The 14340-nt window shown below is 61.1% G+C and carries 13 protein-coding genes; 2 read left to right on the top strand and 11 right to left on the bottom strand.

Features of this window, described 5'->3' with window-relative positions:
* Positions 1 to 29 precede the first annotated feature (29 nt).
* Positions 30 to 920, top strand: coding sequence for a LysR family transcriptional regulator (locus MK745_RS15430; RefSeq protein ID WP_243614152.1), 891 nt, complete (start codon positions 30 to 32; stop codon positions 918 to 920).
* Here MK745_RS15430 and purU read toward each other — a convergent pair.
* The 5 genes from purU to MK745_RS15405 form a co-directional block, all read right to left on the bottom strand.
* Positions 900 to 1784, bottom strand: coding sequence for a formyltetrahydrofolate deformylase (gene purU, locus MK745_RS15425; protein WP_243614151.1), 885 nt, complete (start codon positions 1782 to 1784; stop codon positions 900 to 902). The genes MK745_RS15430 and purU overlap by 21 nt on opposite strands.
* 90 nt (positions 1785 to 1874) lie before the next feature.
* Entirely contained in the window at positions 1875 to 2435 is a 561-nt protein-coding gene (locus MK745_RS15420) for a sarcosine oxidase subunit gamma (protein ID WP_243614150.1), read from the bottom strand.
* Entirely contained in the window at positions 2428 to 5373 is a 2946-nt protein-coding gene (locus MK745_RS15415) for a sarcosine oxidase subunit alpha family protein (RefSeq protein ID WP_243614149.1), read from the bottom strand. The genes MK745_RS15420 and MK745_RS15415 overlap by 8 nt, the downstream gene beginning before the upstream one ends.
* Entirely contained in the window at positions 5370 to 5657 is a 288-nt protein-coding gene (locus MK745_RS15410) for a sarcosine oxidase subunit delta (RefSeq protein WP_243614148.1), read from the bottom strand. Before MK745_RS15410 ends, MK745_RS15415 begins: the two co-directional genes overlap by 4 nt.
* Before the next feature lie 9 nt (positions 5658 to 5666).
* On the bottom strand, positions 5667 to 6917 hold the full coding sequence (locus tag MK745_RS15405) for a sarcosine oxidase subunit beta family protein (RefSeq protein WP_243614147.1): 1251 nt from the start codon (positions 6915 to 6917) through the stop codon (positions 5667 to 5669).
* Positions 6918 to 7020: 103 nt separating this feature from the next.
* On the opposite strand from MK745_RS15405, the gene MK745_RS15400 reads away from it, so the two are divergent.
* Positions 7021 to 8004: a GlxA family transcriptional regulator gene (locus MK745_RS15400; protein WP_243614146.1), complete on the top strand. Its 984-nt coding sequence runs from the start codon at positions 7021 to 7023 to the stop codon at positions 8002 to 8004.
* A gap of 3 nt (positions 8005 to 8007) precedes the next feature.
* Here MK745_RS15400 and glnT read toward each other — a convergent pair whose 3' ends face one another.
* The 6 genes from glnT to MK745_RS15370 all read right to left on the bottom strand — a co-directional run bounded on the left by glnT (position 8008) and on the right by MK745_RS15370 (position 14195).
* Complete coding sequence (glnT, locus tag MK745_RS15395) at positions 8008 to 9324, bottom strand: type III glutamate--ammonia ligase (protein ID WP_243614145.1); 1317 nt, start codon at positions 9322 to 9324, stop codon at positions 8008 to 8010.
* Positions 9325 to 9389: 65 nt separating this feature from the next.
* A complete protein-coding gene (locus MK745_RS15390; protein ID WP_243614144.1) occupies positions 9390 to 10715 on the bottom strand; it encodes an FMN-binding glutamate synthase family protein in 1326 nt (441 codons plus the stop codon).
* 10 nt (positions 10716 to 10725) lie between these two features.
* Complete coding sequence (locus MK745_RS15385) at positions 10726 to 11412, bottom strand: GXGXG domain-containing protein (protein ID WP_243614143.1); 687 nt, start codon at positions 11410 to 11412, stop codon at positions 10726 to 10728.
* 3 nt (positions 11413 to 11415) lie between these two features.
* Entirely contained in the window at positions 11416 to 12306 is an 891-nt protein-coding gene (locus MK745_RS15380) for a class II glutamine amidotransferase (protein ID WP_243614142.1), read from the bottom strand.
* Positions 12307 to 12493: 187 nt separating this feature from the next.
* Entirely contained in the window at positions 12494 to 13129 is a 636-nt protein-coding gene (locus MK745_RS15375) for a helix-turn-helix domain-containing protein (protein WP_243614141.1), read from the bottom strand.
* A gap of 109 nt (positions 13130 to 13238) precedes the next feature.
* Complete coding sequence (locus tag MK745_RS15370) at positions 13239 to 14195, bottom strand: LysR family transcriptional regulator (protein ID WP_243614140.1); 957 nt, start codon at positions 14193 to 14195, stop codon at positions 13239 to 13241.
* Positions 14196 to 14340: the final 145 nt, after the last annotated feature.

Below are 14340 nucleotides of genomic sequence, written 5' to 3'. Positions count from 1 at the left end.
TTGAAAGAAATTTCAGGAAACCTTAAGTGATGGCAATCAAGATCGAAATGCTGCGCAGTTTCTGTGCTGTGGCACAGGCGGGCAATCTCGCGGATGCGGCAGACCGGCTTGGCCGCACGCAATCCGCCGTCTCAATGACCTTGAAACAGCTTGAAATGCACCTTGGCAGCCCGCTTTTTGAGGGTGAGCGAAAGAACCGTCTCACACCACTTGGCGAACAAGTTTTGCGTCTCGGACAAAGCCAGATCAGCCAGTTCGACAGCACCGTTTCTGCCATCGAGCTTTCGGCGCGGGCACCGCAGGGTCTATTGCGGGTGTCGGCGGTGCCATCCGTCGCGTCTTTGGCCTTTCCGCACTTGGTTCGGCGCATGTCGGCACAGCACCCGGGCCTGCGCATCGAACTGCGCGACGCAGACACGAAGCAGGTTCTAGAAGCCTTGGTTCAGGGCTGGGCCGACATCGGGATTGCCTCGTCAGAACATATGCTGAACGGTGTCGCCACTTCGCTCTTGTTTCGTGATCCCTTCGGGATCGTGCTGGCGGACAGGCATCCGCTTGCAATGCGGACCACCCCCCTCACCATCGCGGATGTGTTTAGCGCGCCGTTTCTGCGCAATGCGCTATGCGACCAGATCGAGACCCCGGCCTTTCGTGCCGCGCTCGCCGGGGTCGATATCACGGTGCACAATACGCAATCCCTTCTCGCCATGGTACGCGAGGGGGATTGGATCACGGTGCTGCCGCAGCTTGTCACCGAGCTTGCCCCGGAGGGATTGGTGTTTCGCCCGGTCGCCGACCTGCCGGACATGCGGCAGGTCTTTCTCTACGCGCGAGAGCAAACCTCATCAGAAGAGATCCTCTCGGACGCCAAGCGCTGTCTTCATGACGCGACCAGTGCCCTAGCCCATACGCTCGCTTGAATAGCTGCCGGGCGAAGCTTGGAATACGACGGTCTTGTTGCCGTCAAGAAAGACGCGATGGTTGGCATGCGCGTGGATCGCGCGGGCAAGGACTTGGCTTTCGACATCGCGACCAAGCGAGACATAGTCCTCGGGGCTTTGCGCATGGGTCACGCGCACGATGTCCTGTTCAATGATCGGTCCTTCGTCGAGGTCCGCCGTCACGTAGTGCGAGGTCGCCCCAATGAGTTTCACGCCGCGCGCATAGGCTTGTTTATAGGGGTTTGCACCTTTGAAGGACGGCAAGAAGGAGTGGTGGATGTTGATGATCCGTCCCGACATCTTCTGACACATCTCATCCGAGAGGATTTGCATATAGCGCGCAAGGACGATCAACTCGGCCCCGGCCTCCTCCACAACTTGCATGATAGCGGATTCGGCCTGAGGTTTATTTTCCTTGGTGACGCGAATGCAATGGAATGGGATGTCGTTGTTCACCACGACCTTCTGGTAGTCCATATGGTTTGAAATCACTGCAACGATCTCAATGGGCAGCGCCCCGATGCGGACGCGATACAGAAGATCGTTGAGACAGTGGCCAAAGCGCGAGACCATGATCACGACCTTCATCTTGCTGGCAAGGTCATGGAAGGCGTAACGCATCTCGAACTCTTGCGCGATGGCGTCGAAAGCGGCGTCAAGTTGCTCCTGCGTGGCGCCCTTCTCAGAGGTAAAGCTGATCCGCATGAAGAAATTGCCGGTCTCCATGTCATCATATTGCGAAGAGTCGGTGATGTTGCAGCCGTGCTCGGCAAGGAAGGTCGCAATTGCGGCGACGATACCCCGGCGACTTGCACAGGCAACGGTCAGGCAATGTTTGGTCATGTCGGTCTCCAAGTGGTCATGGTCCCGCCGGGCGCGGTAAGGAAAAGAGAGAGGGATGTAGCATCCCGAAAGCGGGTCAGTTCGAGGATATTAGGCCGTCTGATCAATGCGCGCCGCAGCCGTCACGAGCGCATGCCAGAGCGCCGCTGCAAAGCTGCGCATCCCCATCACTGCTAGGTGTGTCTCCGACCTGCGAATAAGGTAAACACTCATGTGTTCCAAGCCCGTTCGCGCAGCGTGTCCCGGTGCTATTTGCGCGGGATCGAGATTGACCAATTTCTGCATCAACGCCTCAAGCGCCGCCGAATTTTTCGCCGTGATCTCGATGGCGGTCCAGGCATCGGTTTGCTCGGAGATGGAGCCCCCCGGAACCTCTTCTTCTAGACGTGCGGCAAAATCCTCGTTGGCACGGCCCGGCGCCTCGATCATCCATTGGCCGGGGGCGGTCCAGAACGCTGCGACCGAGCCTTTGTCTGCGCAGTGTCCGGGGTCCGGAAGGCGCAGACCGAAAGGTGATGGCGGGGTTTGATCGCGGCGCAGGGCAAGCGAGGCCAAGGCAAGCTCGGGGTTTTCGGAGAGTGTGAGCGCGTCGTAGGTTTCCTTGCGCGCGGTCTTGGCCCCGAGGGCGGTGATCGGTGTCAGGTCAGTCACGGAGACGCTCTCCTTCCGGGTCGATGAAATGGGCAGAGACGACCTTGAGTCGGGTCTCTTGTCCTTCGAGGGGGTTCGCGGCGACAAGGATTTCGCCCATGCGGGTCTCTCCATCTTCGAGAAACCCGAGGCCTATGGACGATCCCAGATGCGGCGAGAAGGCCGCGGAGGTGATCCAGCCCTGATCCGTCGCCATGGAACGCGCCGCACCTTCCGCGAAGAGATGCGCGCCGGGGGTGACGGTGGCGGCAGGGTCGACAGGAGTCAGACCGACAAGACGGCGACGGTCGGCGGCAAGGCCCTCGCGACGCGACATGATCGCGCCGATCGAGTCCTTCTTCTGCGACACCATGCGCCCAAGACCAAGCATTTGCGCCGTGGTTTGACCGTTCAACTCGGCCCCGGCGGCATGGCCCTTCTCGATCCGCAAGACGCCAAGCGCCTCGGTGCCGTAGGGGGTCACACCGAGGTCCGCGCCCGCCTCCATGAGCCGCGCCATGAGGGCTTGGCCATAGCGCGCAGGCACCGCGATCTCATAGGCAAGTTCACCCGAGAAAGAGATACGGAACAGCCGCGCACGCAGGCCCTTGCAGACGGTCATCTCGGCGCATGCCATGAAGGGGAAAGCCGCGTTCGAGAGGTCGAATTCATCGACGATACGTTCGAGCAGCGCCCGCGATTTCGGTCCGGCGACAGCGATCTGCGCCCAGGCATCCGTGGTCGAGATGACCTGCACGTCAAGGTCCGGCCAGAGGCATTGGCGCGCGAATTCCATATTGCGATAGACCGGCCCGGCATTGGCTGTCGTCGTGGTGACAACGTAGTGATCCTCGGACAGGCGCGCGCAGGTGCCATCATCATAGGCATGTCCGTCTTCGCGCAACATCAACCCATAGCGGACTTTGCCAACAGCGAGCGTGCCCATCATGTTGGAATAGAGGCGGTTGAGGAATTCTCCGGCATCCGCCCCCTGCACATCAACCTTGCCGAGCGTCGTGACATCGCAGAGCCCCACACCGGCACGCACGGCCTTGGCCTCGCGATCGACGGTTTCGCGCCAGTGGGTTTCGCCGGGGCGCGGGAAATACTGTGCCCGCATCCATGCGCCGACCTCGACGAACACCGCGCCCTGTTCCTCGGCCCAATGATGGGTCGGGGTGAGGCGTTTGGGACGGAAATGCGCACCGGTATCGCCACCGCCAAGCACCGAGAGCGACACACCGGTATAGGGCGGGCGGAAGATCGTCGTGCCGGTTTCCGGGATCGTCTTGTCGGTCAGTTCCGCCATCACGGCGAGCGCGGAGATATTGGCCGTCTTGCCCTGATCCGTCGCCATGCCAAGGGTGGTCCAACGTTTGAGATGTTCGACCGGACGCATGTTTTCCTTATGCGCCAGGGCAATGTCCTTGACGGTCACGTCATTCTGGAAATCGACCCATGCGCGACGCTTGCCTGGCACATGCCAGAAGGCAGCTTGCCGGATCGGCGCGTCCTCTGCGTCGGGCAAAGACAACGCAGTCGCGGCAATGCCGATCTCCGCGAGCGCTTTTCGTGCTGCCTCCATGCCGCTTTGCAAGGCGGCGGCGGTGCTGCCCTTACCAGCTGCGGCCCCGGCGGGGAACAGGCCGGACGGCCCGCCCGTGCCCGGCACGAAGGCAAGAAGCGTCTCTTCCCAGACTGGGCGCCCGCGATGGTGCGAGGCAAGGTGGACATTGGGGTTCCAGCCCCCGGCGACACCGAGCGCGCCACAACGGTGCCACGAGGAGCGGCCGTCCTGCGTGATGCGAATTGCGGAGAGGCCAAGCCGCCCCTTGGTGCCATCGATCACGCCGCCCGCGAAAAGGTCATAGTCTCCAAGGCGGGGCGCGTCCGGGCGCGGATCGATCACGCCGAGGACCGGCACGCCCTTGGCCATGAGGTCGAGCGCGGTGCGGTGGCCGTCATCGTTGTTCGCAAAGACCGCGACCGGATCAGCAGCGTTGCGCGTCGGGGCGGTCGCCCAGCGGTTGGCATAGGCGCGCATCGCCCCTGCGAGCATGATCCCGGGGCGGTCATTGTCCGCGAAAGGGATATGCCGCTCGGTCGCGCCCGCCGCGAGGACAGCGCGTTTCGCGGTGATCCGCCAGAGCGACTGACGCACGCGAGGACCGGGGGTTGCGAGATGATCCGCGACCCGCTCCACTGCGCCATAGACGCCATGGTCGTAGACGCCGAACACCGTCGTGCGCGTCATCAGGCGCACATTCGGCAGACTGGCGAGTTCCTGCGCCACGCTTGCGGCCCAACCGGTCGCGGGCGCATCATCAAGCGTATGGCTCTCTGCGAGAAGCCGCCCACCAAGGCGGAAATCTTCGTCCGCGAGGATGACCTGCGCGCCCGCACGGCCCGCCGTCAGCGCCGCAGCAAGCCCCGCCGCGCCGCCACCGATCACAAGGAGATCGCAATGCAGGAAGCCTTTGTCATAAGCATCCGGGTCGGCCTGCTTCGACAGGCGGCCAAGCCCCGCCGCGCCCCGGATCATCGGCTCGTAGAGCTTTTCCCAGAAGGCGCGCGGCCACATGAAGGTCTTATAGTAAAACCCCGCCGCGAAGAAGGGCGCGAAATAGTCGTTCATCGCGAGAAGATCACGGTTGAGCGGGCCAAGGTGGTTCTGGCTCCGGGCGATGAGGCCATCGTAGAGTTCAGTGACCGTCGCGCGGGTATTCGGCTCCTGCCGCGCGCCTTCGCGCAGTTCGACCATGGCGTTCGGTTCTTCCGATCCGGCCGAGAAAACGCCGCGCGGGCGGTGATATTTAAAGCTCCGCCCCATGAGCTGCACACCGTTGGCAAGAAGTGCGGAGGCGAGCGTATCGCCGGGGTGGCCTGCGTAGCTTTTGCCGTTGAAGGCAAACGAGAGCGTCGTGCCGCGATCGACAAGACCGCCATTGAGCCGGGTCATTGCGCGCCCTCCTCGTTAAGTTTCACATCGCGCGCCAGTTCCGCGCCGAGGATTTCATGGGTCACGGTATCGCGCGTCACGACGAGCCAGGAACGGTCGCCCTGTTCATGGAACCAAAGCTCGCGATGGACACCTGCCGGGTTGTCACGCAGGAAGACATAGTCGGTGAACGCCGCTTCGGCATTGCCGCCTGCGGGATCGGGGCGATCCATGAGCGCAGCATCGCCAAGGTAGGTAAACTCCTGTGAGTCACGTAGACCGAGAAGGGGATGGGGGATCAGCATACCGTCACCTCAATGCAGGTTGGGTTGGGCGCCAACGCCCTTTTCGTCGATGACATAGCCGCGCGCGAAACGATCAAAGCGATAGGCTTCGGCTGTTTCGTGCGGGCGGTCGGTGGCGAGGAGATGGGCAAAGGCATATCCCGAGGCCGGGGTTGCCTTGAACCCACCATAACACCAGCCGCCATTGAAATAGAGCCCGTCGATCTCGGTTCGGTCGATGATGGGAGAGCCGTCCATCGACATGTCCATGATGCCACCCCAAGAGCGCAGGAGGCGCGCGCGCCCGATCATCGGCATGAGCGCCATGCCGCCCTCAATCACATCCTCGACCACGGGCAGGTTGCCGCGTTGAGCATAGGAGTTGTAGCCGTCAATATCACCGCCAAAGACAAGCCCGCCCTTGTCGGACTGGCTCACATAGAAATGGCCCGCGCCGAAGGTGATGACGCCGGGAATCGTCGGTTTGAGACCTTCGGACACGAAGGCCTGTAGCACATGGCTCTCGATCGGCAGGCGCATGCCCGCCATCGCCATAACACGGCTCGAATTTCCCGCGACTGCGACGCCGACCTTGCCCGCTCCGATATAGCCGCGCGAGGTCTCGACGCCCTGCACCTTGCCGCCCTCGATGCGAAAGCCCGTCACCTCGCAATTCTGGATGATATCGACGCCGCGCATATCGGCGCCGCGCGCATAGCCCCAGGCGACACCATCATGGCGCGCGGTGCCGGCGCGGGGCTGCATCAGGCCGCCCTTGATCGGGAAACGCGCATTGTCGAAATTGAGGAAGGGCGCGATCTCGCGCACCTCGTCCTGCCCAAGAAGTCGCGCATCCGCCCCCGCCAGAAGCATCGCATTGCCGCGCCGTCGGTAGGCATCGCGCTGGCCATCGGTGTGGTAGAGGTTAATGATCCCGCGCTGCGAGACCATCGAGTTGAAATTCGTCTCCTGCTCAAGGTTCTCCCAGAGTTTCATGGAAAACTCGTAAAACGGCTCGTTGCCCGGCAAGAGATAGTTGGACCGGATGATCGTCGTGTTGCGCCCGATATTGCCCGACCCGAGCCAGCCCTTTTCGAGCACCGCAACCCGCGCCTGTTTGAAGGTCTTGGCGAGATAGAAGGCGGTGGCGAGACCATGCCCACCGCCGCCGACAATCACAATGTCATAGGCGGGTTTGGGATCGGGATTGCGCCATAGCATCCCCCAGCCCTTGTGCCCTGTCAGGGCCTCCTTGACGACCCGGAAACCGGAAAACCGCATCCATTCGCTCCTTTGTATCTAAAGACTTTTCTAGCGGGAGCATGGTCGCTATACTTATATTCACAGGACTTTTGGTTTCTTTTTTGGGACAATTTTTGACACCATGCCAATCCGACGCCTCGCCTTTGTTCTTGTGGACGGATTCGCCCTTCTTTCGACGGCGGCGGCGCTAGAGCCGTTGCGGGCTGCGAACCAGTTCTCGAAACAGCCGCGCTATGAGGTGACGCTTCTTTCGCTTGCGGGACATGTCGCGACATCCTCGCTCGGATCGCCCTTCGAGACCCGACCCTTCGACTCTGTACCGCTTGATTTCGACCTGATCTTCGTGGTGGCGGGCGGCGATCCGAAACGGCTCAACCACCCCGCGCTCATGGCGTGGTTGCGCCGCGCGGGGCATGCGGGGATCGCGCTTGGCGGGATTTCGGGCGGCTCGGTGATCCTTGCCAAGGCGGGTCTCTTGGGGGAGCGGCGCTTTACAGTCCATTGGCATCACTACGCGGATTTCGAGACCTTGCCCGGCACCTGGCTCCTAGAACGACGGCTCTTCGTCATCGACCGGGATCGCTATACCTGCGCCGGGGGCTCTGCGCCGCTCGACATGATGCACGCATTGATCGCGCGCGACCATGGGACGCCCTTTGCACAAAGGATTTCGGATTGGTTCATCCAGACGGAAATTCGCGCCGCCGACGCGCCCCAAACCGCCCCCCTGTCGCCGCGCTATGACGCCCTGCCCCGTGCGGTCACTGCGGCCATCGAGTTGATGCAGACCCATATCGCCGATCCGCTCGATCAGGATCAGATCGCACGCCTTGCAGGCCTCTCGACGCGGCAGCTTCAGCGCCAGTTTCGCGACAGCCTCGGCACCTCGATCATGCAAGAATACCGTCAAATCCGCCTTGAGACAGGCAAAGACCTCTTGTCGACAACGCATCTGCCGCTTGGCGATATCGCTGAGATGACCGGTTTTTCGAGCCAGGCGCACTTCTCGACCTGTTTTCAGGCCGCTTTTGGCGAAACGCCCTCACGCTGGCGCAAAAAAGCGGGCCCAAACACGTCCGGACCCGCCGCTTCAAGAATGGCCTGAGCCTCAGATATCGAGCGTGTGCTGCTTTTCCCAATTCGAGAAATGCGACACGAAGGAATTCCATTCCTGGTGCTTCATCTTCACGTAGGAGGCCGAAAACCCTTCGCCAAGCATCGCCTTAAGCGCCTCATCCGCGTCATAAGCACGGATCGCATCAAGCATGTTGAGCGGGAGTCTCGGGGCGTCCGTCACGGTATGCCCCTCGGCATACATATCGATATCATAGCGCGGCCCCGGATCAGCCTTGCTTCGGATCCCCGAAAGCCCCGCCGCGATGATGACGGCCTGCAGCAGATAGGGGTTCACCGCCCCATCGGGCAGGCGCAGTTCAAACCGCGCCGGCCCCGGCACGCGGACCATATGGGTGCGGTTGTTGCCCGTCCATGTCACGGTATTGGGCGCCCAAGTCGCCCCCGACATGGTGCGTGGCGCGTTGATCCGCTTGTAGGAGTTGACGGTCGGGTTGGTGATCGCCGCCAGCGCCTCGGCATGTTTCATGATCCCACCAAGGAAAAAGCCGCCCTGCTCTGAAAGGCCGACCTCACCGATCTGCCCGCCCGCATCGCCTGCAAAAGCATTGGTCTTGCCGCTCGTATCCCAGACCGAGATATGCGCGTGACAGCCGTTGCCTGTCAGACCCTCGACGGGCTTGGGCATAAAGGTCGCGCGGAAGCCATGTTTCTCGGCCACGGATTTCACCATGAATTTGAAGAAGGAATGGCGGTCTGCCGTCACAAGCGCATCGTCGAATTCCCAGTTCATCTCGAACTGGCCGTTGGCGTCTTCGTGATCGTTCTGATACGGGCCCCATCCGAGGTCGAGCATGTAGTCGCAAATCTCGGCAACGACATCATAGCGGCGCATCACCGCCTGTTGATCGTAGCAAGGCTTCTCTGCCGTATCATAAGGATCGGAGATCTGATCGCCTTCCGGGGTCAGCAGGAAGAACTCCGCCTCGATCCCCGTCTTGACGCGAAGCCCCGCCTCGGCGGCCTCCTTCACGAGCTTCTTCAAGACCTGACGCGGCGCTTGTCCGACGGCCTCGCCTTCCATCACACAATCGGCGGGCACCCATGCGACCTCGGGCTTCCACGGAAGCTGGATGGCGGCGTCTGGGTCTGGCACGGCGAGCATATCGGGATGCGCCGGGGTCATGTCGAACCATGTCGCAAAGCCGGCAAAGCCCGCGCCGTCCTCTTCCATGTCGGCAATCGCCTGCGCGGGGACGAGCTTGGCCCGTTGTCCGCCGAAAAGGTCCGTGTAGGAGACCATGAAGTATTTCACGCCGGTTTTCTCGGCGAAGGCTGCAAGTTTGCTCATCTTCTATTCCCTTTCCCTGTGAAATGCGAAGAGCGGCCTTGACCGCTCTCCGGTTCATTCATTGTTCAGAAACCCGCCTTGCCCGGGTACCAGTTGGTTCCAGCCAGCGGCACTTGTGCCATCGCGGCCGCTTCCATGGTCAGCGCGCAAAGGTCTTCGGGCTCAAGGTTGTGGACGTGGTTATGGCCACAGGCCCGCGCGAGGGTCTGGCATTCGAGCGTCAGCACGTTGAGGTAGTTGCGCAGCTTGCGACCCGCGATCTCCGGGTCGAGCCGCGCCATAAGATCGGGGTCTTGTGTCGTGATCCCCGCCGGGTCGCGGCCTTCGTGCCAATCATCATAGGCGCCGGTCGTAGAGCCGAGCTTTTGGTATTCTGCTTCCCACTTGGGATCATTATCGCCAAGAGCGACGAGCGCCGCCGTCCCGATCGAGACCGCATCCGCCCCAAGGGCAAGTGCCTTCGCGACATCGGCGCCGGTGCGAATTCCGCCGGACACCACAAGCTGAACCTCGCGGTGCATGCCGAGATCCTGCAACGCCTGCACGGCAGGCCGGATACAGGCAAGCGTCGGCTGGCCGACATGTTCGATAAAGACATCCTGTGTCGCAGCCGTGCCGCCTTGCATCCCGTCAAGGACGACCACGTCCGCCCCCGCTTTCACCGCCAGCGCGGTATCGTAGTAGGGGCGTGCGCCGCCAATCTTCACGTAGATCGGCTTTTCCCAGTTGGTGATCTCTCGCAGCTCGAGGAGCTTGATCTCGAGGTCATCCGGCCCGGTCCAGTCCGGGTGCCGACAGGCAGAACGTTGGTCGATCCCTTCGGGCAGATCGCGCATCCCCGCGACGCGCTCGGTGATCTTTTGGCCAAGCAACATACCGCCCCCGCCGGGCTTGGCCCCCTGGCCCACCACGACCTCAATCGCATCGGCGCGACGCAGGTCATCGGGGTTCATGCCATAGCGGCTCGGCAGATATTGATAGACGAGCTTTTCGGAATGGCCGCGCTCTTCCTCGGTCATGCCGCCATCGCCAGTCGTCGTCGAAGTGCCCGCCATGGTCGCGCCGCGACCAAGCGCTTCCTTGGCCGGACCAGAGAGAGAGCCAAAGGACATGCCCGCGATGGTGATCGGAATCTTCAATTCAATCGGTTTCTTGGCAAAGCGCGTGCCAAGCGTCACCGCCGTCTCGCATTTCTCGCGATACCCTTCGAGCGGGTAGCGGCTCATCGAGGCGCCGAGAAACAGAAGATCGTCAAAATGCGGTACGCGGCGTTTCGCGCCACCGCCGCGAATGTCGTAGATACCCGTCGCAGCGGCGCGACGAATTTCCGAGTTCACATCGTTGGAAAACGTCCAGCTTTGGCGCGGTTCGGTTTGGGGTGTCTTGTCCATGTCGCGCTCCTCAGTATGCGTCTGCGTGATCAATGTTGAAATTGTAGAGCTTGCGGGCCGAGCCATAGCGTTTGAACTCTTCCGGCTTGGCGTCGGCGCCTGCCTTCTCAAGCAACTCTGACAGAAGCGCGATATGCTCCGGGCGCATCTCTTTTTCGATGCAATCTGCACCAAGGGATTTGACGCTGCCGCGCACGAAAAGCCGCGCTTCGTAAAGGGAATCCCCAAGCGCATCGCCTGCGTCGCCAAGCACGACAAGATTGCCCTTCTGCGCCATGAAGGCGGACATGTGGCCGATGTTGCCATGCACCACGATGTCGATCCCCTTCATGGAGATGCCGCAGCGCGACGACGCATTGCCCTTGATATTGAGAAGCCCGCCGTGCCCCGTCGCACCTGCATATTGCGAGGCGTCGCCCTCGATGGTGACAACCCCGGACATCATATTCTCGGCCACGCCCGGCCCGGCCGAGCCTTCGACGGTTACCGTGGCGTCTTTGTTCATCCCGGCGCAATAATAGCCGGTCGATCCCTTCACGGTGACAGATAGCGGGCCGTCGAGGCCGCAGGCCACGGCGTGGCTGCCGCGCGGATTGGTGAGGGTGTAGGCCGCATTGGCCTTGTCCTTGGCCGCTGCTTGCAGAGTCGTGTTGACCGCGCGCAGATCCGTTTCGGCCATGTCGAGAATGGTGCTCATGTCTCAGCGCTCCCAGAAGTAAACAGTTGCGGGTTCAGGCTCCCAAACCTTCGCGGCCTCGATCCCCGGCAAGTCGGCAAAGGCGCGGTATTCGCTGGCGAAAGCGACGTAGTCGTCTGTCTCGGCCATGACAGCGGGTTTGCAGGCGATGGGGTCACGCACGACGCCAAAGCCGTTCTTGGTCCCGGTGACGAAGGTGAAGAATCCGTCGAGATCGTCGATCGTACCTTCCAGCGCCTCGCCAAGGCTCGCGCCCTCGGCAATGCGCGACGAGATATAGGCCGCGCCCACTTCGGTATCGTTCTCCGAGCGAGTAAAGACACCTTTCTTGGCAAGCGTCCGGCGCATCTGGTTGTGGTTCGAAAGCGAGCCATTGTGCACGAGGCATTGATCATCGGCTGTTGAGAACGGGTGCGCGCCCATCGTGGTCACGGCGGATTCTGTCGCCATACGGGTGTGGCCAATACCGTGGCTGCCGCCCATCTCGCGCAGGCCGAACCGCGCTGCGACATCCTTGGGCAGACCGACTTCCTTGTAGATTTCCATAGAGGCGCCCGAACCCATGATCCGAAGCCCCATCCCCTCGAGAGCGGTGATGGCCGCTGCCTCTGATGCGTCTGGCACCGTCAGCACGGCGTGGGTGTCGAGCGTCTTGATCGCGACCGGCGCGTCGATCTCGGCAGAGAGCGCGGTGTCGAGCGCGTCAAACGCCGTCTCGGGCGTATCCGATTGCACGGTAATCTTGATGCTGCCCGCTGTCTCCTCACCATAGATCGCGATCCCGGCGCTATCCGGGCCACGATCCGTCATCGTGATGAGCATATCGGTCAGCATGTCGCCCAGTTGCGGGCGCAATTCATCCCGCTTCAGGAACAGGCCAACAATACCACACATGGGGTCCTCCATTCGGTTGTCCGCGGCAAAGCGCCGTGGGACTGTCCTAGCGGGAAATGAATTTTCCCCTCAAGAAACTATCTCTCTTTTGGGGAAATATTTGAGCGCAGATCAGCGCCCGCCCAAATCATGAGCAGTTTTCTGGCGCATAGGTCTCGTGTGCTTGATTTTTGAGCGGTGAAAGAAATCAGAGCTGCTGGGGATAGGTGATGATCGACAAGAATCGCACCGGCAGATCGAGGATCACCTCCGGCCCATGCGGCGCATCCGCGTCGAACAGAAGCGTATCACCCGGCTCAAGGATGAAGATCTTGTCGCCATGGCGATAGCGCACCCGCCCTTCGAGGAAATAGAGCATCTCCATGCCCTCGTGCTGAAAGGTGGGAAAGCGGTCACTCTCGCTTGTCAGGGTGATGAGATAAGGCTCGACCACGACGCCCGAGTTATTCGCGCCAATATGGCCCAAGAGGCTATATTGGTGTCCCGCCCGCGTACCCTCGCGCTCGGTCTCGACACCTTCGCCAGCTTTGACATGCATACAGCCGCGCTCTTCCTCATAGCCGGAAAAGAGCTGCACCACAGGGACTTTGAGCGCATCCGCCAATGTCGAAAGCGTATTGAGCGAGGGAGAAATCACGCCGTTCTCGATCTTCGACAGCATCCCCACCGAAAGCCCCGCCTGCGTTGCGAGATCAGAACCTGTCATCCGTTGCCGCTTGCGCAGCTCGCGCACCTGTCGACCGATTGCCACCTCGAGGTTCTTTTCGCGCACCTCCCGCAGGGCGTGCGGGTTCTGTTGCAGGGTCTTTCGTCCTTTGGGCAAAACGATCTTCTCCGGTCGGGGTGGCGCCTTTCGGGCGGCGGGATGACAGCGTCGCCACCATATTCTTCCAAGGAAACTTAATTGACCACGGAAAAACGTGGGGCACGTTCTACCAATACGTCCGTTCTTCCGCATCCACGCGGGCCATTGCCTCATCACAGGCCGACAGGAAAGCCGATTCAGCATCCGAGAACCGGCGCGTCGGATTGGTCAGGAGATAGATATTCACCCGCGGCAAATCCTCGTAGGGGGGGAGCTGCCGCAGTCGGCCGATCTCCACGTCGCGTTGCGCAACATGAAGCGGCAAGGCGCCGATACCCACATCCGCGAGGATCATGCGCCGCAGTTCATGCAGATCCGCCGACACTCCGCGCCAGCCGCTCGCAATCTTTGCCCGCGCCCTCAAATGCGCCACCGGTTCGAGCGGGCGGCCCTCCGTCTCTGTCTGGAAAGAAACAGACGCCTGTCCTTCGAGATCCGAAAGCGCGATCTCTTCTTTGTCAAAGAGCGGATTGTGCGGGCCACAAAACAGACCGAAGTATTCGCGGTAAAGCACCGACGCCTTAAGACCGGCGGGGATCTTGTGCAGGAGGCAAATGCCATAGCTGATCCGGTTCTGCGCCACTCTGGCAACGATCTCTTCGCTTTCAGCCACAGTAAAAGAGAACGATACCTTGGGGTGCGCGGCGGCAAAATCATGCAGCACTTCATCGAAATGCGGCGAGATCACGTGACTTGCGATGGCGACCGACAAATGCCCGCGCAATTCGGCCCCCCCGATCTCCATCAAAGACGGCAATTGCGAGATCGTTCCAAAGATCGAGGAGCACTCGGAGTAAAGCACTTGCCCGGCGCGTGTCACCCTGAACTCATTGGGTTTTCTGATGATGAGCCTTTGGCCCACCGTGTCCTCGAGCCGCTTCAACGCAGAAGAAATCGTGGGTTGTTTCAGGCCAAGGAAATCCGCCGCGCGCGAGATGCCACGCTGTTCAATCACCACCATGAAGGTCCGTAGAAGATTCCAGTCCAACTGCCAGGGAAAGCGCTGCTCATAGGGCTTTATCATAGATTTCCTCAATTTTGAGAATTGCCATTATTTATTTGCGCAATGGTTTCGCCCATGCAAGCTTTTTCAATAAGGCGGGCAAAACCGCCATCTCGCAACTGGGCTCCGGCCCGTTCAACGCTGCCTTTAGACCCAACAGGAGACA

The organism is Shimia aestuarii, assembly GCF_022814865.1.
Lineage (GTDB): Bacteria > Pseudomonadota > Alphaproteobacteria > Rhodobacterales > Rhodobacteraceae > Shimia > Shimia aestuarii_A.
The sequence above is the reverse complement of the archived record's forward strand: the minus strand, read 5'-3'. Positions and strand labels throughout refer to the sequence as shown.